We start from the raw sequence: 18,723 nt of genomic DNA on the forward strand, positions 1-18,723 counted from the left end.
AGCGGGGCGGCTCAGACGATCGGCGGATTGAGCCGCGCGAAACCCTCTTGCCGCCGATAGGGGAAATAGGGATAGGGCGCTGTCACCGCGCTGACGGCGTCGAGCTTTTCGATTTGCTCCTTCGACAGGCTCCAGCCGACCGCGCCGAGGTTCTGCCTGAGCTGCTCCTCGTTGCGGGCACCGATGATGACGCTCGATACCGTCGGCCGCCCGAGCAGCCAGTTGATGGCGATCTGCGGCACCGTCTTGCCGGTTTCCGTTGCGATGGCATCCAGGACATCGACGATATCGAAGAGCTTCTCGTCGTCGACGGGCGGGCCATATTGCGCCGTCTCGTGCAGCCGGCTCTCCCTGGGCAGCGGCTGGCCGCGGCGGATCTTGCCGGTCAGCCGTCCCCAGGCGAGCGGGCTCCAGACCAGGGCGCCGACGCCCTGGTCGGCGCCGAGCGGCATCAGCTCCCATTCGTAATCGCGCCCCGCCAGCGAATAATAGACCTGATGGGCGACGTAACGCGGATAACCATGGCGCTCGGCGGCGGCGAGCGACTTCATCAACTCCCAGCCGGCAAAGTTGGACACACCGACATAGCGGATCTTGCCGGATGCCACGAGCCCGTCGAGCGTCGACAGCACCTCGCCGACCGGCGTCGAGGCATCGAAGGCGTGCAGTTGCAGGAGGTCGATATAGTCGGTTCCGAGCCGGCTGAGCGCAGCCTCGGTGGCACGGATCAGCCGCGCCCGCGACGTTCCCCAGTCCTGCGGCCCCTCGCCGATCGGCAGCGCCGTCTTCGTCGAGATCAGCACGGCGTCGCGCCGGCCGCGGATCGCCTGGCCGAGCACCTCCTCGGAAGCGCCGGCCGAATAGACGTCGGCGGTGTCGAAGAGATTGACGCCGGCTTCGAGGCAGATGTCGACGAGCCGCCGCGCCTCGTCCGCCTCGGTATTACCCCAGGCGCCAAACAGCGGGCCGCTGCCGCCAAATGTGCCGGCGCCAAAGCTCAACACCGGCACTCTGAGCCCGGATGCACCGACATTTCTGTAGTCCATGGATCTGTCTCCTTCGTTTCCGCTAAGATAGACCTCGACCGCGCGGTGATATAGATTGCCTGCCAGCAAATCATCTGTGACTTAAATTCATCATGAGCCGTCAGGACATCAACCGCTCCGGCGAAATGGAGGTCTTCGTCAGCGTCGTCGAGCGCGGCGGCTTTACCGCGGCCGCCCTCGCCCGGCGTATGACGCCGTCGGCCGTCAGCAAGCTCGTCGCTAGGCTGGAGCAACGCCTCGGCGCCCGCCTTGTCAATCGATCGACGCGAAAACTGCAGCTGACGCCGGAGGGTTGCGCCTTCTACGAGCGCAGCATCGCCATCCTGGCCGATATTGCCGAGGCGGAGCGCCAGGCCTCATCAGGCGAACAGGCTTCGGGCCGCATCCGTATCAACACCAGCGGCTCTTTCGGCAATCATGTGCTGGCGCCGCTGATGCCGGCCTTCATGGCGCTTCATCCCGCCGTGACCCTGGATATCTCCCATACCGACAGGATCGTCGACCTGATGGAGGAGCGCGCCGATGTCGCGATCCGCGCCGGCCCCTTGAAGAATTCCAGCCTGATCGCCCGCAAGCTCGGCGCCACCGGCAAGATCATCGTCGCCTCGCCGGATTATCTCAGGCGTCACGGCGAGCCGCGCACGGTCGCCGATCTCCGCCGCCATTGCCGCATCGGCTTTTCCTATGCCCGCGCCGTCGAGGGCTGGCCGCTACGCGAGGACGGCGAAACGGTGACGGTTCCGATCACCCCAGGCGTCCAGGTGGGAGACGGCGAAGCCATGCGCCACCTCGCCTTATCAGGCACCGGCCTCGCCCGCCTTGCCGCCTTCACCGTGCGCGCCGACGTCGATGCCGGACGCTTGATGCCGGTGCTCGATGAGGCCAATCCCGGCGATCTCGAAGAATTCTACGCCCTCTACATGGGCCAGGGCGGCCCGCTGCCGGCGCGCGTGCGCGCCCTGCTCGATTTTCTCGCCAGCCATGTGCGCCTCTGATAAATTCCGCCCAAACCGTTTGGCGACTTGACGCGATGACATGGAAAAACAATCGCTTGAAGCGGCCAGATGTATCAGTTTGGCATCCGCGAGCGGCGAGACGCCAGATTTCGCAATTGACCGCGCGCCTCGCACCCACCTATACCGGACCCGCGCCAGCCGGTCCTTGCAGCCGGCCTCTCTTCGTCATGCCGGAGCCTCCTCCCATCTTCAGCCTCAGGGCTTGGCACCGGCCGGGAAAGATATGGGGATCATGCCTTTCAGCGACGCACGCCGCCTGCTGCGCGATGCCGGCCTGCCGAAATGGGCGCTGCTGCTGGCGCTCTCCACCGCTCTCGTCGTCTTCCTCGAACTCTTCGCCCTGCCCGCCTCGCTGCTGATCGGACCGATGGCCGCGGCCATCCTGCTGGCGCTGACGGTCGGCAAGGGAAAGCTTCGCATTCCGGTTTGGCCGCTGCAATTCGGCCAGGTCCTCGTCGGCCTGATGATGGCACGCACCATCACTCCTGACATTCTCGGCACCATGGCGAAGGACGCGCCGCTTTTCCTGCTGTTCATCTTCTCGGTCATCGCCATTGCCACCGGCCTTGGCTGGCTCTTGACGCGCTGGCAGGTGCTGCCGGGAACGACCGCCGTCTGGGGTTCTTCGCCGGGCGGGGCGTCGGCCATGGTCATCATGTCTGAGGCCTATGGCGCCGATGCCCGCCTCGTCGCCTTCATGCAATATCTGCGCGTCGTCTTCGTTGCCGTCGGCGCCTCGGTGATCTCACGGCTGTGGGTGGCCGCCGACGGGGCCGAACCGCCGCCGCTTATCCTCTTTCCCGAGGTCGACTGGCCGGCCTTTGCGGCGACGATCGCCTTTGCGGGCTTGTGCGCCTATGGCGTCCGGCGCCTGCGTATCCAGGGTGGCACGATCATCGTGCCGCTCTTCCTCGGCGCCTTCCTGCAAGGCGTCGGCCTCCTGAAGATCGAGCTGCCGATGTGGCTGCTCGCCATCGCCTATGCGCTCGTCGGCTGGAGCATCGGCCTGCGTTTCACCCGCTCGATCCTTGAACACGTGGCGCGCGCCCTGCCGCGGGTGTCGGCCTGCATCGTGCTGCTGATGGCGCTCTGCGGCTGCATGGCGGCGGCCCTCCATATCTTCGCCGGCATCGATCCGCTGACGGCCTATCTCGCCACCAGCCCCGGCGGCGCCGATTCCGTCGCCATCATCGCCGCCTCCAGCGATGTCGACGTGCCTTTCGTCATGGCGATGCAGACCGGCCGCTTCCTCGTCATTCTACTGATCGGCCCGACGCTCGCCCGCTTCATCGCCCGCCGCTCCGGCCTTGCGGAAAATCCCGTATAAAGCGCGGGGCGGAATTGTGGGCGAGCGTTGCCCACTGGCCAGGCGTCATGCCATAGGCCTTCTTGAAATGCCGGTTGAGATGGCTCTGGTCGGCAAAGCCGGTCGCCGCGGCCGCGTCGGAAATCCCCTCTCCTGCACCGATCATGGCGCGGGCCTGCTGCAGCCGCCGCATCAGCAAATAGCGGTGCGGGCTGGTGGCAAAGGCCGCACGGAAATGCCGCGACAGCGCGAAACGGTCAAGCCCGGTCACCGCTTCCAGCTCGCCTGAGCGTACCGTTCGCGACGCATGCGCCTCGAGATAATCCCGCGCCGCCCGCGCCTGCCGCCAGGCGACGCCGCCGAGCGGCCGGCGTGGCATCAGCGCATGCTTGGACAGCCCATCCGTCACCCGCAAGACGAAGTCGTCGACGAAAAGCTCGTCCAACTCGCGGTCGAGTTCGCCGAGCGCGGCAAGCAGCACGCCGGCGAGCGTTGGATCGCCGATAACAGGTTCTCTGACGAAGGGAAGGCCGACGCCATCGGCCTCCAGGCATTCGAGCAGCAGCGATGGTTCCAGGTAAAGCATGCGATAGTGCAGCCCGTCTTCGGTCCCCGCCCCGCCGTCATGCTCCTCATCGGGATGCAGCACGATCACCTGGCCCGGCAGGCTGAAGCGTCGCTCGCCGCGATAGCCGAAAGTCTGCACGCCCTTCAGCGTCACGCCGAGCGCATAGGTGTCGTGTCGATGCGGCTCGAAGGCATTGCCGGAAAACTGCGCCTCGATGCGCTCGATACCGGGAAAGGCCGGGGCCGCCAGGATGGCGTTGCCGGATGGTCCCGCGCACAAACGTTCAAGACCTTCGAAGGCCTGCGGATGTAGATCCTGGCTCAACGCGCCCGATACTCCATAACCCGAGGTGAAAGACTGTCCGATGTTTGATACCAAAATTGCCGTCGTCCTGCGAAACAATCTTGCAGGCTGGCAGAAGCTGAACGTTACCGCTTTCCTGATGACCGGCATCGCCGGCGGCCATCCCGAAATCATCGGCGAGCCCTACAAGGACCGCGCCGGCAATCTCTATAATCCGCTGTCGATCCAGCCGATCATCGTGCTCTCCGCCGACGAGGCGACGATGTCAGCCATCCATCGCCGCGCGCTGGACCGTGAGGTCACCGCTTCTCTTTTCATCGAGGAGATGTTTGCGACTGGCCATGACGCCGCCAACCGCGCCGTCTTCGCAGAATTCACTCCCGACGATGCCAAGGTGGTCGGCATCGCAGTACGGGCCGAAAAGAAGATCGTCGACAAGATCACCAAGGGTGCGGCGATGCAGCAATAACAAAACGGCCGGGCATAACCCGGCCGCTTAAAAGATGGGAAAATCCGGCTCAGCCCTGCGTGATCGGCGCGATCTGGATCTCGACGCGGCGGTTCTGGGCGCGGCCAGCCTCGCTGGCGTTGGAGGCGACCGGTTGCGACGGGCCGAAGCCGACGGCCGAGACGCGGCGCTGGTCGATGCCCTGGCCGCCGAGATAATCGGCGACCGAAAGCGCGCGGCGCTGCGACAGGTCCTGATTGTGCTGCAGGCTACCGGTCGAATCCGTATGGCCGTTGACGTCGATCAGCGTGCGATTGAACTTGCGCAGCACGATCGCCACCGAATTCAGCGTCGGATAGAAGCCCGGCTTTACCGCATCCTGGTCGACGTCGAAAGTAATGTTCGACGGCATGTTGAGGATGATGTTGTCGCCGTTGCGGGTCACCGAAATGCCGGTGCCTTCGAGCTGGGCGCGAAGCTCGGATTCCTGCTGATCCATGTAATTGCCGATCGCCCCGCCGGCGAGCGCGCCGACGCCGGCGCCGATCAGCGCTGCGTTGCGCTTGCCGTGGCCGCCGCCGCCGACAGCCACGCCGACGAGAGCACCGCCAAGCGCACCAAGCGCCGCGCCGCCCGCCGTATTGGAAACCTTCTGTTCACCGGTATAGGGATCGGTCGTCGTGCAGGCGGTGAGATAACTTGCTGCGACAGCCAAAAGTACGAATTTCTTGATCATGGACAGGATGGTCTCCGTTCGAAGCTGATGCGAGCAAATGGCAAGGATTGCGGCAAGAAAATGAAGATGCTCTCGTGATAGGGGAATTTCAGGCGCCGAAATAGGCGCCATGTTGCGGGATTGCGCTGATATCACCAGTTTTCGCGAAGTGGCAGAGCTTGCGGCTAGCTTCGCCACTGACATCTCCACAGGCATCTTTGGGAGCGCCCACTTTCTCCTCCCTCATTCCTGTGCTCGTCACAGGAATCCAGCCACCGCGCTTCTGCGCGGTGAATAGCTCGATACGACAATAGAAAAGTCTCTCGCGCCCAAAGACTTGGGCGCACTGGATTCCTGTGACAAGCACAGGAATGAGGGAGAGTGGGATAGCACCGCCCCAAAATCGACCGCCGATATCTCGGGAGATCAATAATGGGATAGGCAGTGCAACGCCGCTCTCAGCATACAATCGCACCTTTAGAAATTCTGGAACAACTGCCTGACCGTATCATACGTGGCATTGGCGATGTTCAACGATTGCAGGCCGAGCTGCTGCTGTGTCTGCAGCGCCTTGAGCTTGCTCGACTCTTCCTCCATGTCGGCATCGACGAGCCGGCCGATTCCGGCGGTGTTATTGTCGTGCAGTTTCGAGGCGAAATCGTTCTGCAGGTTGATGCGTTTCTCCAGCGCGCCAAAGGCCGAACCGACCGTCGTCAGCTGCGTCAGCGCGGCATCGACGACACTGATCATTTCGCCGATCTGTCCCTTCGTCGTGGCGTCCGAAAGCGAGATCACCACCTGCCCGGTGGTGGTGCCGTTCTTGCTTTCCATCAGCACATAATTCTGCGAGGCGCCGAGCTCGGTGGCGAAATAGGCCGATGTCAGCACGCCGTATTCGCCAGAGCCGGTGGCGCGGTCGTCGATCAAATAGCGCGCGTCCTTGGAGCTCGTCGCTCCCACCGGCGTGTTGTCGATGTGATAGCTCAGCATGCCGACCGAGACCGTGCCGTCCGCATTGCGGATAAAGGAGGCCGGGATCTGGCGCGGCTGCGTCGGCGTCGCGTCATTGTTGAGGATCACCCAATTGTCGCTGTTGAAGGTCGCCGATTCCGAAACGCTGCGCAGCTGCTCCTGCAACTGTTTGATCTCTTCGTTGACCTTGTTCTTGTCGATTCCGTCTTCGGTCGCGGCAACCAGCTTGGCCTTGATCTCGGAGACGACGTCGATGACGTTCTCGACGCCGGTATAGGCTGTGCCCATCGTCGCCGCCGCCATGCCGAGCGCATCCTGGATCGCCGAAACCGCCTTGTTGTCGGTGCGCGCGGTGGTGGCGACCGACCAATAGACGCCGTTGTCGGCGGCTTTTGCGACACGCATGCCGGTGGTGATGTGGTTTTGGGTGACCGTCATATTCCGGTTGATATCGCGCAGCACATGAAGCGCCGCGTCCACGGAGACGCGCTGATAAATACTCACGGGAACTAAACTCCAAAACGCAAACAGAACGCAAACTGCACAAGAAATGAACCGTTGCCGCGCGGACATTCATGTCCGGGGTCGCTGGAGACTCCAGCGCGTTGCAGCCTTCAAGAAACGAAGAAGACCAGCCGGTTGCTGGTCACGATCATTGCCGTTTATGCTTAACAAACGGCTAAACTTCAGAAGTAATTTATCTTATTTCGCAAGGTTTCATACACCATAAGAAACGCCGCCGAATGGCGATCCGGCGGCGTGGTCAATTCGGATAAAAAGTCTATTCGGCAGCCTGCAACTGCTCATCGTCCGGCACGGCGCGTGGACGCGTGGCAACCGCCATCTCCTCGTGCAGCCGCGCTTCCTCATGGGCGTGCGGCTTGCCGAAGCGGGCAAGCAGCAGATAGGCGACCGGGGTGATGAACAGTGTCACCAGCGTCGCGAAGCCGAGACCGCCGACGATCACCCAGCCGAGTGCCACGCGCGCTTCGGCGCCGGCGCCATGGGCAAAGACCAGCGGCACGCCGCCAAGAATGGTGGCGATCATCGTCATCATCACAGGGCGAAGGCGCAGCGCGCAGGCCTTTTCGATCGACGAGCGCACGTCCTCGCCCCGATCGCGCAGCTGATTGGCGAATTCGACGATCAGAATACCGTTCTTCGCCATGACGCCGACCAACAGCACCAGGCCGATCTGGCTGTAGATATTGAGGCTGGAGCCGGTGATGATGAGCGCGAAGACGGCGCAGGCAAGGCCGAGCGGCACCGTCGACATGATGATCAGCGAGGACAGCACGCTTTCGAACTGCGCCGCCAGCACCAGGAAGATGATGACAATGGCGAAGCCGAAGGTCAGCGCCATACCGCTTGAATTCTCCTCCAGCGTCGCGGCTTCGGCAAGCGGCAGCAGGCGTGCGCCTGCCGGCAGCAGCGGCTGCGCAAGCTGCGTTACCTGCTTGACCGCATCGCCGAGCGACATGCCGTTCTTCAGGCCGGCGGTGATCGCGACAGAGGCAAGCTGCTGCTCGCGGTTGAGCTGCGGCGCAACCGAACCTTCCTTCATCGTGGCGATGACCGACATCGGCACGATCTTGCCATCGCCGGTTTTCAGGAAGACGTTTTCGAGGTCGGTCGGATCGTCGATCGGCCGCGTCGTCGAGGTCAAAAGCACGGGATAGGACTCGCCGTCGACAAACACGTCGACCACCGAGCGCCCTTCGAGCAGCGACTGGATCGCCGTCGAAAGCCCCGTAATATCGATGCCGAGATCGGAGGCACGTTCGCGGTCGATCGCCACCGAGACCTGCGCCTGGCTCGGCTCGTTGGTCAGGCGCGGCGTATCGTATTGGCCGGTGGCGTCGAGTGCCTGCACCAGCTTGGCGGCGGCCGCCGTCAGCGCCTCGTGATCATTGCCGATCAGCGCCATCTGCACGCCGCTGCCGGCGCCGCGGATGCGCAGGCTGTTGGAGGAGATGGCGTTGCCGCGCAGCGCCGGCACCCTTGCTGCCGCCTGGTTGATGTCGCCGACGATCTCCGCCTGCGTCCGGTGGCGCTCTCCCCAGGGCGCAAGCGTCAGCACCATGAAGCCGCTATCCAGCGAACCGCCCTGGCCGGAGATCGAGAAGACGTTGCGGATGTCGCCGCTGTCTACGAGCGGCTGTAGATTCTCCTCGACGAGCTGCATCTTGTCGCGGGTGTATTCGAGGCTCGATCCTTGCGGCGTCGTCAGCCGCATCATCACCATCGACCGATCCTCTTCGGGCGTCAGCTCGCTCTTGACTGTGGAAAAGGCGACGAGCGCCGCGCCGGCGAAGATCACCGAAAAGAGAATAACGACAAAGGGGGCGTTGAGGCAGCCGTGCAGCGCCCATTTATAGAGCCGGGCAAGCGCTCCGCCGAAACGGCCGAGCGCGCCGTGATCCTCGATCATCGGCTTCGTCAGCATGCGCGAGGCCAGCATCGGGCAGAGCGTCAGCGCCACGATCGACGACAGGCCGACGGAGAAGGCGAGCACGAAGCCGAATTCACGGAAAAGGCCGCCGACCTGTCCCGGCAGGAAGGAGAGCGGGATGAACACCGCCGCGAGCGTCGCGGTCGTCGCGACAACAGCAAAGAACACCTCGCGCGTTCCAAGCACGGCGGCCGCCCGCGGCCCCATGCCCTCGGCGCGGCGCCGCACGATGTTTTCGAGCACCACGATCGCGTCGTCGACGACGAGGCCGGTCGCCAGCACGATCGCCAGCAGCGTCAGGATGTTGATCGAGAAACCGACCATGTAGATTGCCGCCAGCGTGCCGATCAGCGCCACCGGCATGCTGACCGCCGGGATCAGCGTCGCCCGCCAGTCGCGCAGGAAGAGATAGATGACCGCGGTAACGATGACGGCGGCGAGCAGCAGCGCCAGCACCACCTCATGGATCGCCCCCTGGATGAAGACGGCGTCGTCGCTGGTGATCGCGATCGTCGTGCCCTCGGGCAGCGTCTTCGACAATTGCTCGACGGCGGCCTTGATGCCGGTCGAAATGTTCAGCGTGTTGGATTGCGCCTGGCGGATGATGCCGAGGCCGATGCCCGGCTTACCGTTCGATCGCAGCGCCGTTTCGCCGTCGCGTGGGCCCAGCGTCACCGTCGCGACGTCACCGAGCCGGACGCGGTCCTGCAGCATGACCTTGGAAAAATCCGCCGGCGTCTGCAAGTTTGCAGTGGCACGCACCACGATATCCTGCGTGTTACTCTTCAGCGATCCCGCCGGCACGTCGAGTGCGGCATTGTCGAGCGCCTTGGTCAGGTCGCCGATGGTCAGCCCGCGGCTTGCCAGCGCGCCTTGGTCGACATCGACGCGGAAGACCTTCTCCTGGTCGCCATATTCCTCGACGTCGGCGACACCGTCGACGGAGGCGAGGCGATCGATCACCTCGTTTTCGACGAGCTGCGTCAGATCGTCCATGTTGAGCCTGGTGGAGGTGACGGCAAGGCGCATGATCGCCGAGGAGTCCGAATCCGCCTTGACGATCTGCGGTGCATCCGCCTCATCAGGCAGATTCTGGGTGATGCGGCCGATCGCGTCGCGCACGTCGTTGGCGGCGACCGCAAGATCGATCGCATCCGAGAATTCAAGCGTCACCCGGCTCTGGCCGAAGGAAGAGGTGGACGAGATCGATTTCAGGCCGCTGACGCGCGCGACGGCGCCCTCGATCACCTTGGTCAGTTCCTGGTCGATGGTCTGCGGCGATGCGCCGTCGAAGGTCGTGCGCACCGTGACGACGGGACGGTCGACATCCGGCAGTTCGCGCACCTCGACGCCAACGTAAGCCGCAAGGCCGGCGACAACCATCAGCGTATTGAACACCAGTGCCAGGATTGGCCGGCGAACGAAAAGCGCGGTGAAGCTCTGCTTGCCCGAGGCCCTGTCCTGATGAATCTCGGTCACACTCATTGCGTGGCGACCTCGCCATTCGCGGCCACGTCGGCGGAAACGCGCACCGCTCCACCCTCGCGCACGCGCTGCAGGCCTTGCGTCACGATCTTGTCCCCGTCCTTGAGATCGGCTTTGACGAGGACGAAATCCGGGTTGCGCTGCACGACGCTGACCCGCACCTTATGCGACTTGTCGTCGTTGACCAGCCAGACGAAGGACCCTTGCGAATCCCACTGCACGGACTGCGGATCGACCGCCGGATATTTGTCCCCAGGGAATTTCATGCTGACGCTGAAGGACATGCCGGCGCGCAGCTCGTCGGAAGCGTTGTCGATGCGGGCGCGCAGTCGAAGCGTACGGCTTGCCGCGTCGATGCGGTTGTCGACAGCTTCGACTTCCCCGGAAAACACCTGCCCCGGCTTTGCGACCGACATCGCCTCGACCGGCTGGCCGACCGACACTGTGTTGGCGAAGCGCTCCGGCACCCAGAAGTCGACGAGGATTTCCGAACGGTCGTCGAGTGTGACGATCGGAATGCTCGTCGTGACATTGTCGCCGATATTGACCGGCACGATGCCGACGATGCCATCGATCGGCGCAACAATGTTGCGTCGTGCGAGATTGAGCTCGGCGACTTGCAGCTGCAGCCGCGCGCCCTGCTCGGCGATCTCGGAATCGAACACGTCCATGCGCGATACGCTTGATTTGATGTTGTGATAGAGATTGGATTTCTCGACGGCGGCCTTGACCGCCACGTCAGCCTGGCCGCGGGCAATCACCTGCTCCTCGCTGTCGAGCTTGGCGAGCACCTGGCCGGCCTTCACCCTGTCGCCCGACTTGATGAGGATTTCGCGGATCGTACCCGATGCCTGCGGCGTGACCGCGACCGAGCGGATCGCATCCCCCGTGCCGATGGCGTTCAGCCGGTCGTTGACGACGCCCTGGACGACCGCCTGCGTTGCGACGAGAATGGCGCCGTTGCGCCCGCCGCCATTGCGGCGGTTCTGGCCTTGTCCCTGCCCCTCGCCACGCTGTTGGCCTTGCGCCCGCGCGGGAGCGTCGGCATCCGCCGTCCGCTCAGCCTTCGGCGCGATCCTGGAAACGATGCCGTCTGGAATACCCGCATCGCGCATCATGTCGCCGGCGCCCGGGACAAAGAAAACCCACGCGGCAAAGCCGGCAACAATGACGATGAGCGAAAGTATAAACTGCTTCCAAAAGGCCATTCACGTCTCCGGAGGGACTCGAGGTTGGACCAGGGTCGGTCGAAAGAGGCGCTGCGGGATGACGGTCCCGTCTGATGCGACAATATCGCGCGTTTACAGTTTACCGGCAAGCATAAGCAGCCGGCATTACCGATTTGTAATATCAGCAAAGAATGGGAATAACCCGACCGCTCACTTTTGCTTGAACGAACACTCGCCGTGTCTTTGACACCGCCGATTGGCGGGCGAGACGCCATGCAATATCTCTGCCGATGCGGCCTAAATGTCTATCGCCTCATCGACCATCGCAAGCCCATGACGGCTGCAATTCCCAATATCGGCCACACCGCCCAGAACTGCCCCGTCCAGGTGAAGAGGTTGATGCCGACAATGCCGAGCGCCACGATCGCCAGCGAGGTGATCTTCCGGTTGAACAGGGTCTGATTGCGATTCCAGGCGAAGGCCGCGACGACGGCAAGCGCAAGCACCGGAAAGCGCGCCCAGAAAACGCCCTGCCACGATAGAAGATTGATGCCGATCAGCACCGCCGCGATGACGCCGAGCACAGCGAACAGTCTGCGTCTGCCAGGGTGCGCGCTTGCGTCGGCAATTTGAGCCGCCGGCTGCGGTTGCGCGGGCGCTGGTCGTTGGGGCGGCGGCGTCTCGTCCTTGGCATCGCCGATCTTCACCGCGTAGCTCGGCACGCCTTCATCGACGTTCTTCACCATCAGCGGCCCGAGAAACTCAAACCCGACCGCGACCTTGTTGCGGACCTGGTCGTAGACAGTGCTTGAGATGACGATGCCGCCGGCCGAAGCCGAAGCCTGCAGCCGTGCGGCGATGTTGACGCCGTCGCCGTAGATGTCGTCGTCTTCGACGATCACATCGCCGAGATTGATGCCGATGCGGAACAGCATGCGTCCGTCTTCCGGGCGGCGGGCGTTGAAACCGGCAAGTTCGTTCTGGGTATCGACGGCGGCGCGCACCGCCTCGACCACGCTCGGGAAATCGGCGATCAGCCCATCGCCCCAGGTGTTGACGACACGGCCGCCATGGCTTTCGATCAAGCGCCCCATCGCCTCCCGGCAGCGCTTCAGCGCCGCAAGCGTCCCCTCCTCGTCGGCCCCCATCAGCCGGGTATAGTCCTGCACGTCAGCACAGAAGATCGTCGTCAGCTTGCGCCGCGTTTCACTCATGGTCTCTCGTCTCCGCGCTGTCTGCTCCCGCAAGGTCGCTGCAAACGTGGAATGTGGGTGAGTGATCGGCGATTGCAGCGGCGGTAAGTTACTAAGCCTTTGTCTTCGTTACCATCGATAATTGCAAACTATCGATGGTAACGAATGCGGCTTGGAGAAAGATCGGGGATCATTGAACGATCTTGCGCGGGCTCGCCGTGTGCTCCCTCGCCACGCTGTTCGAACTATCGATTTCCTGAAGCAGCACGTCGTAGCCCCAGAGATCGGCGAGGTGCTGCAGGACAGCCCTCGTGTCGGCCTCCTGAAGATAGCTGCCGCTCATCATGATATGTTGCAGCAGCAGGCGGCGGTCACCAGCGAGGTCGACATCGACGATGTCGATTGCCGGATCGGTCCAGCCGATATCGTATTCGCGGGAAAGCTGGCGGCGGATGCGCAGATATCCGCGCTCGTTGTGGATCGCCGAAACCAGCACACCCTCGGTCTGTTCCGGGTCGTCGTAGAGATGGAACAGCCGCAACTGGCGGATCAGGTTCGGGCTGAGGAATTGGCTGATGAAACTTTCGTCCCGGTAATTGGCCCAGATATCGCGCAGCACGGCCATCGCATCACCGCGGCCGGCGATATCGGGAAACCATGTGCGGTCTTCTTCCGTCGGCTGCGTGACGATCCTCTCGATATCCTGCATCATTGCAAAACCGAGCGCATAGGGGTTGAAGCCCGAGAACCGCCGATCGTCGTAGCTCGGCTGGAACACCACGTTGGAGTGCGACTTCAAGAATTCGAGGAAGTTGCCGTCGCTGATCTGCCCCCGCTCGTGGAGCCGGTTCATGATCTGATAGTGGACGAAGGTCGCGGTCCCCTCATTCATCACCTTGGTCTGCCGCTGGGGATGGAAATATTGGGCGACATGGCGGACGATGCGAAGGATCTCACGTTGCCATGGCTGCAGCCGCGGCGCAGTTTTCTCGAGAAAATAGAGGATGTTGTCCTGAGGCAGACCAAGTGCGGCGCGGCGCTTTTCCAGGCCGCCGTCGCTTGCCTTTTTGGCCTTGCCGACCGGAACCGTGCGCCACAGATCGTTGAACATCTGCTCTTCGTGGGCGCGGCGCTCCTGCTGCCGCTTCTCCTCCTGGCGAAGGTCGATGGTGGTCTTGCCCGCGTAGCGATGCACTCCGTGCGACATCAGCGCATGCGCCGCATCGAGCGTCCGCTCGACGGCCGTTTCGCCATAACGCTCTTCGCAGCGGGTGATATAACCTTTGGCAAAATCGAGGTAATCGAGGATTCCTTCCGCATCGGTCCAAAGTTTGAAGAGATAATTGTTCTTGAAGAAATGGTTGTGGCCGAAGGCCGCGTGCGCGGTGACGAGCGTTTGCATCGTCGCCGTATTCTCCTCCATCAGGTAGGAGATGCAGGGAGAGCTGTTGATGACGATCTCATAGGCGAGGTCGCGCATACCGCGGCGGTAGAAGGCTTCATGATGCGCGAAATGTTTGCCGAAGGACCAATGGCGGTAAAACAGCGGCATGCCGGTCGAGGAATAGGCATCCAGCATCTGCTCCGAGGTGATGACTTCGATCTGGTTCGGATAGACGTCGAGGCCGAGTTCGCCGAGCGCGATTTCCTCGCAGGCGTCGTGGATGCGTTGGAGCGTCGAAAAGTCCCAGTCGGCCCCCTCGAACAACAGCCGCTCTCTTGGCCTCATCGTCGTGTTCATGGCGTCACCCTCGACTGTGCGTCACGCTTCTGGAAGAGATCGTGGAAAACCGGGAATATTTCGCTTCGCCGGCAGACCTTGCGCATCGAAAGCGGCAGCAGCTCGGAGCGGATCCCGTCATAGAGCATCCAAAGCGGTGAACGCGATACCGACGAGTCGCCGCCCTCTTCGCCGACCTCGATATAGGCAAAATACTGGCAGAGCGGCAAAATCTCGCGCAGCAGCTGTCCGCTCAGGTTTCCGTCCGAATGGGCGTTGTCGCCGTCCGAGGCCTGGGCGCCATAGATGTTCCACTCTGCCGGATCGAAACGCGCCGCGATGATCCCGCGCATGGCCGCAAGGGCGCTGGACACCAGCGTGCCGCCGGTTGCCGGGCCGTAGAAGAAGGTTTCCTCGTCGACTTCCTCGGCCTTGTCGGTATGGCGGATGAAGACGATCTCCACCTTCTTGTAGCGCTTCGACAGGAAGAGATAGAGCAGCAGGTAGAACCGCTTCGCGAGGTCCTTCATGTGTTCCGACATCGAGCCGGAGACGTCCATAAGGCAGAACATCACGGCCTTGGCCACGGGTTTCGGCTCGTTTTCAAAACGGCGGTACCGCACGTCGAGCGGATCGATATAGGGAATGCGGCGGCTTTTTTCCGTCAGCGATTTGAGTTTCGCCTCGAGCGCCAGGCGGCTCTCGTCGTCCTCGCATTCCTCGATCTGCCGCTGCAGGGCTTCGATCTCTTCGCGGCGCGGACGGTGAAGTGCGACGCGGCGCATCATCGCCAACCTTGTCGTGCGGCCGACGGCGATGTTGGACGGCGATCCGGACACCGAATAGCCGGCCCGCAGCGGCGTTTCCTCTTCGGTTTCGGCTAGACGCCGTTTGGCAAGATCGGGCAGTTCCAGGTCGTCGAGAAAGACATCGAGGAATTCCTCGCGCGTCAGCACGAAACGGAAACCGTCCTCACCGTCGCCCTCGCCCGCATCCTTTGGCTTTCCACCCCTGCCCCCCGGCGGGCGCGGAATGATATCGCCTTCGACGAAGGCTCTGTTTCCCGGCAGGATGTGATCTGCGGTGCCGCCTTCGCCTTTGCGAAGGCTCGGTTCGGCCATTCCGTCGATCGGCAGGCTGATCTCCCCGCCGTCGAGTACATCGCGGATGTTGCGGTTTTGCAGAGAACGTTTGACCGCCTGCTGCACGGCGCCTTTCATGCGCCGAAGAAACCGTTGCCGATTTTCCAGACTTTTACCGCGCGGATTTAGCCGACGGTCGACAATGTGCATGGTGGCTCCGCATTAACTTGCCTGTTTGACGCGCATGTACCATTCGACGAGGCGCCGAACCTGCCTCTCCGTGTAACCCCGCGCGGCCATGCGCGAGACGAATTCGCTGTGCTTCTTTTCTGTTTCCGAATCCTTCTTCGATCCGAAGGAAATGACCGGCAAAAGATCCTCGACCTGCGAGAACATACGCTTCTCGATCACTTCCCGGATCTTCTCGTAGCTCGTCCAAGACGGATTTTTTCCGCCGTTAGCTGCCCGCGACCTCAACGAGAATTTGACGATTTCGTTGCGGAAATCCTTCGGATTGGCAATTCCCGCCGGCTTTTCGATTTTCGTCAGTTCCTGGTTGAGGAGCTCGCGGTCGAGAAGCTGGCCGGTATCGGGATCCTTGAAGTCCACGTCTTCGATCCAGGCATCGGCATAGTCGACGTAGCGGTCGAACAGATTCTGTCCGTAGTCCGCATAGGATTCAAGATAAGCCTTCTGAATCTCGTTGCCAATGAACTCTGCGTAGCGCGGCGCAAGATCGGCCTTGATGAATTCCAAATAGCGCTTCTCGACATCGTCGGAAAACTGCTCGCGGCGGATCGCTTGTTCCAGCACATACATCAGATGCACAGGGTCGGCGCCGATATCCGTGGTGTCGTGATTGAAGGTGGAGGCGAGCACCTTGAAGGCGAAGCGGGTCGATATGCCGTCCATGCCCTCGTCGATGCCGGCCGCATCCCGATATTCCTGAACGCTGCGGGCGCGCGGGTCGGTTTCCTTCAGGCTCTCGCCGTCATAGGTGCGCATCTTCGAGAAGAACGTCGAGTTCTCGTGCTTGCGCAGGCGTGACAGCACCGAAAAACGGGCCAGCATTTCGAGCGTTGCCGGAGCGCACGGGGTATCCGCCAGCTCCGATCCTTCGATCAGTTTCTCGTAGATCTTCTGCTCCTCCATTACCCGAAGGCAATAGGGCACCTTGATCACGCAGATGCGGTCGATGAAGGCCTCGTTGTTCTTGTTGGCCTTGAAGGTCTGCCATTCCGCTTCGTTCGAATGGGCAAGGACGATGCCCGAGAAGGGGATGGCGCCGATATTCTCGGAGCCGATATAATTCCCCTCCTGCGTCGCCGTCAGCAGCGGATGCAGCATCTTGATCGGTGCCTTGAACATTTCGACGAATTCAAGCACGCCCTGATTGGCCCGGTTGAGCCCGCCCGAATAGCTGTAAGCATCGGGATCGTTCTGAGAGTAAGTTTCCAGCTTGCGAATGTCGACCTTGCCGACCAGCGACGAGATATCCTGATTGTTCTCGTCACCGGGCTCGGTCTTGGCGATGGCGATCTGGCGCAACCGCGAAGGCTGAATTCTGACGACGCGGAAGCGGGAAATGTCGCCGCCGAAGTCGTCGAGCCGCTTCAGGCACCACGGGCTCATCAGCCCGTTCAGGCGCCGCAGCGGGATGCCGTATTGCTCCTGGAGCAGCGACCCCATCGTCTCCGGATCGAAGAGGTTGAGCGGGCTTTCGAAAACAGGGCTGATTTCGTCGCCCGCCTTCAGCACATAGATCGGATGAACCTCCATCAGCAGCTTCAGCCGTTCCGCCAGGGACGACTTGCCGCCGCCGACCGGGCCGAGGAGGTAGAGAATCTGCTTGCGCTCTTCGAGCCCCTGCGCGGCGTGCCGGAAGAAGGAAACGATGCGTTCGATCGTCTCTTCCATGCCGTGGAAGCCGGCAAAGGCCGGATAGATCCGGATGGTCCTGTTCATGAAGATTCGGCCGAGCCGCGCATCTCTCGCAGTGTCGACCATCTGCGGCTCGCCGATGGCGGCGAGCAGGCGCTCGGTCGCATTGGCATAGGCGATCGGGTCTTTTTTGCAGAGATCGAGATACTCGGCCACCGACATATCGGTTTCGCGGCGCGCTTCGTAACTGCGCGTAAACGCATCGAATACGGATTCGTTCAGCATGGGCCCTCCAGTAAGGTTATGCCGCAGGCTCAAAGTCGTATAACCATCGAGATGGCTACGACGTTCCTAAGAATCAATAATTTCGTAGGTATATTCGACGCTCACCGGCTGTTTCTTGCAACGCACAAAAACGTGCATGCACCGGTTATTTTTACTCTACGAAACTGTTTCTCATTATAGTTGAAAAAAGCACCCGTGCGGTATCAGCACATTTCGCGACGTGACAGAAAGATGAAAAGGGTGTGCAATGTCGCCCGTGATTCGAGTTCCGGAAAAATCGACGATTGGCAGCCAAATCTGCGCAGAGTCGATGCTGGACAGCATGTGCCGATCGACGCCCGAGGTGGTGGAAACGGCCGCATGCCGGCCGCGAGCCAATCGTTCGAATCATTCGCCGCCGGCAAAATTCAGCCGTTGAATGCCTTCTCCAGCGCGGCGACATCGATCTTGACCATACCAAGCATTACCTCGGTCACGCGCTTGGCCCGCTCGCGGTCGTTGTCGGCAATCATCTCGGAAAGCATGCGCGGCACGATCTGCCAGGAAAGTCCCCAACGGTCTTTCAGCCAGCCGCAGGCCTCCGGCGTGCCGCCCTTGGCGAGGAATGCTTCCCAGACCCGATCGATCTCGGCTTGGTTTTCCAGCAGGATCGCGATCGAGAAGGAATGGTTGAAGCTGTCGAGCGGGCCGGCCTTCATCGCCAGGAAGGCCTGATCGCCAAGCGTGAACTCGATCAGCTCGACGCTGCCGGGAGGCCCGCTCGGCGTTTCCGCCGGAAGGATGGTGGTGCGGCCGACCCTGGAATCCGGGATGATGGACACATAGAATTCGACGGCTTCGCGTGCTTCCTCCGCGAACCAGAGATTTGAAACGACCTTCGCCATGATACAGCCTCCTTGCTGACGGTTGACCCGGACCCCTGTCCGACGATCCAAGGACGCCCCGCCGGCGCGGGTTCCGACAGAGTGCTGCCGAAATTTTTCCGTCATGGAGTAGCCGTCGCGCGCGGCGCCGCTGCCGCCATGCGCAAACCCCTTGGGATAGCGGCGGTTCGGGAATGAAAGCAGAACATCTTTTCTGGT

At 62.1% G+C, this 18,723-nt stretch carries 14 protein-coding genes; 3 read left to right on the plus strand and 11 right to left on the minus strand.

The window, feature by feature from the left end; translation table 11 throughout:
* Window positions 1-11: 11 nt before the first annotated feature.
* Window positions 12-1,046 (minus strand): aldo/keto reductase, encoded by a 1,035-nt coding sequence (locus CO657_RS12925; RefSeq protein WP_054182712.1) that lies wholly within the window; start codon window positions 1,044-1,046, stop codon window positions 12-14.
* Window positions 1,047-1,138: 92 nt separating this feature from the next.
* Here CO657_RS12925 and CO657_RS12930 point away from each other — a divergent pair, with 92 nt between their 5' ends.
* A complete protein-coding gene (locus tag CO657_RS12930; protein ID WP_054182711.1) occupies window positions 1,139-2,041 on the plus strand; it encodes a LysR family transcriptional regulator in 903 nt (300 codons plus the stop codon).
* Between the two features lie 253 nt (window positions 2,042-2,294).
* Complete coding sequence (locus CO657_RS12935) at window positions 2,295-3,389, plus strand: AbrB family transcriptional regulator (RefSeq protein ID WP_054182761.1); 1,095 nt, start codon at window positions 2,295-2,297, stop codon at window positions 3,387-3,389.
* Here the strand turns inward: CO657_RS12935 and CO657_RS12940 are convergent.
* Complete coding sequence (locus tag CO657_RS12940) at window positions 3,349-4,260, minus strand: AraC family transcriptional regulator (protein WP_054182710.1); 912 nt, start codon at window positions 4,258-4,260, stop codon at window positions 3,349-3,351. The genes CO657_RS12935 and CO657_RS12940 overlap by 41 nt on opposite strands.
* A gap of 40 nt (window positions 4,261-4,300) precedes the next feature.
* Between CO657_RS12940 and CO657_RS12945 the strand changes: the two genes are divergently transcribed.
* Window positions 4,301-4,708, plus strand: coding sequence for a DUF2000 family protein (locus tag CO657_RS12945; protein ID WP_012558342.1), 408 nt, complete (start codon window positions 4,301-4,303; stop codon window positions 4,706-4,708).
* 49 nt (window positions 4,709-4,757) lie between these two features.
* On the opposite strand, the gene CO657_RS12950 is transcribed toward CO657_RS12945, so the two are convergent.
* From CO657_RS12950 to CO657_RS12995, 9 genes are all read right to left on the minus strand, one after another.
* Window positions 4,758-5,423 carry a YiaD family glycine zipper/OmpA-like lipoprotein gene (locus CO657_RS12950; RefSeq protein WP_003593423.1) on the minus strand — a complete coding sequence of 222 codons (666 nt, stop codon included), beginning with the start codon at window positions 5,421-5,423 and terminating at the stop codon, window positions 4,758-4,760.
* 456 nt (window positions 5,424-5,879) lie between these two features.
* A complete protein-coding gene (locus CO657_RS12960) occupies window positions 5,880-6,878 on the minus strand; it encodes a flagellin N-terminal helical domain-containing protein (RefSeq protein WP_003593421.1) in 999 nt (332 codons plus the stop codon).
* A gap of 277 nt (window positions 6,879-7,155) precedes the next feature.
* Complete coding sequence (locus CO657_RS12965; RefSeq protein ID WP_054182708.1) at window positions 7,156-10,311, minus strand: efflux RND transporter permease subunit; 3,156 nt, start codon at window positions 10,309-10,311, stop codon at window positions 7,156-7,158.
* Complete coding sequence (locus CO657_RS12970; protein WP_054182707.1) at window positions 10,308-11,519, minus strand: efflux RND transporter periplasmic adaptor subunit; 1,212 nt, start codon at window positions 11,517-11,519, stop codon at window positions 10,308-10,310. The genes CO657_RS12965 and CO657_RS12970 overlap by 4 nt, the downstream gene beginning before the upstream one ends.
* Before the next feature lie 266 nt (window positions 11,520-11,785).
* Window positions 11,786-12,694: an adenylate/guanylate cyclase domain-containing protein gene (locus CO657_RS12975; RefSeq protein ID WP_054182706.1), complete on the minus strand. Its 909-nt coding sequence runs from the start codon at window positions 12,692-12,694 to the stop codon at window positions 11,786-11,788.
* Between the two features lie 169 nt (window positions 12,695-12,863).
* Entirely contained in the window at window positions 12,864-14,414 is a 1,551-nt protein-coding gene (locus tag CO657_RS12980) for a SpoVR family protein (protein WP_054182705.1), read from the minus strand.
* A complete protein-coding gene (locus CO657_RS12985) occupies window positions 14,411-15,685 on the minus strand; it encodes a YeaH/YhbH family protein (RefSeq protein ID WP_003593411.1) in 1,275 nt (424 codons plus the stop codon). The genes CO657_RS12980 and CO657_RS12985 overlap by 4 nt, the downstream gene beginning before the upstream one ends.
* A gap of 12 nt (window positions 15,686-15,697) precedes the next feature.
* Window positions 15,698-17,641 (minus strand): PrkA family serine protein kinase, encoded by a 1,944-nt coding sequence (locus tag CO657_RS12990; RefSeq protein WP_003593409.1) that lies wholly within the window; start codon window positions 17,639-17,641, stop codon window positions 15,698-15,700.
* A 407-nt stretch (window positions 17,642-18,048) separates the two neighbouring features.
* Window positions 18,049-18,525, minus strand: coding sequence for a VOC family protein (locus CO657_RS12995; protein WP_054182704.1), 477 nt, complete (start codon window positions 18,523-18,525; stop codon window positions 18,049-18,051).
* Between the last annotated feature and the right edge of the window lie 198 nt (window positions 18,526-18,723).

Source organism: Rhizobium acidisoli (genome assembly GCF_002531755.2).
GTDB classification, from domain to species: Bacteria; Pseudomonadota; Alphaproteobacteria; order Rhizobiales; family Rhizobiaceae; genus Rhizobium; species Rhizobium acidisoli.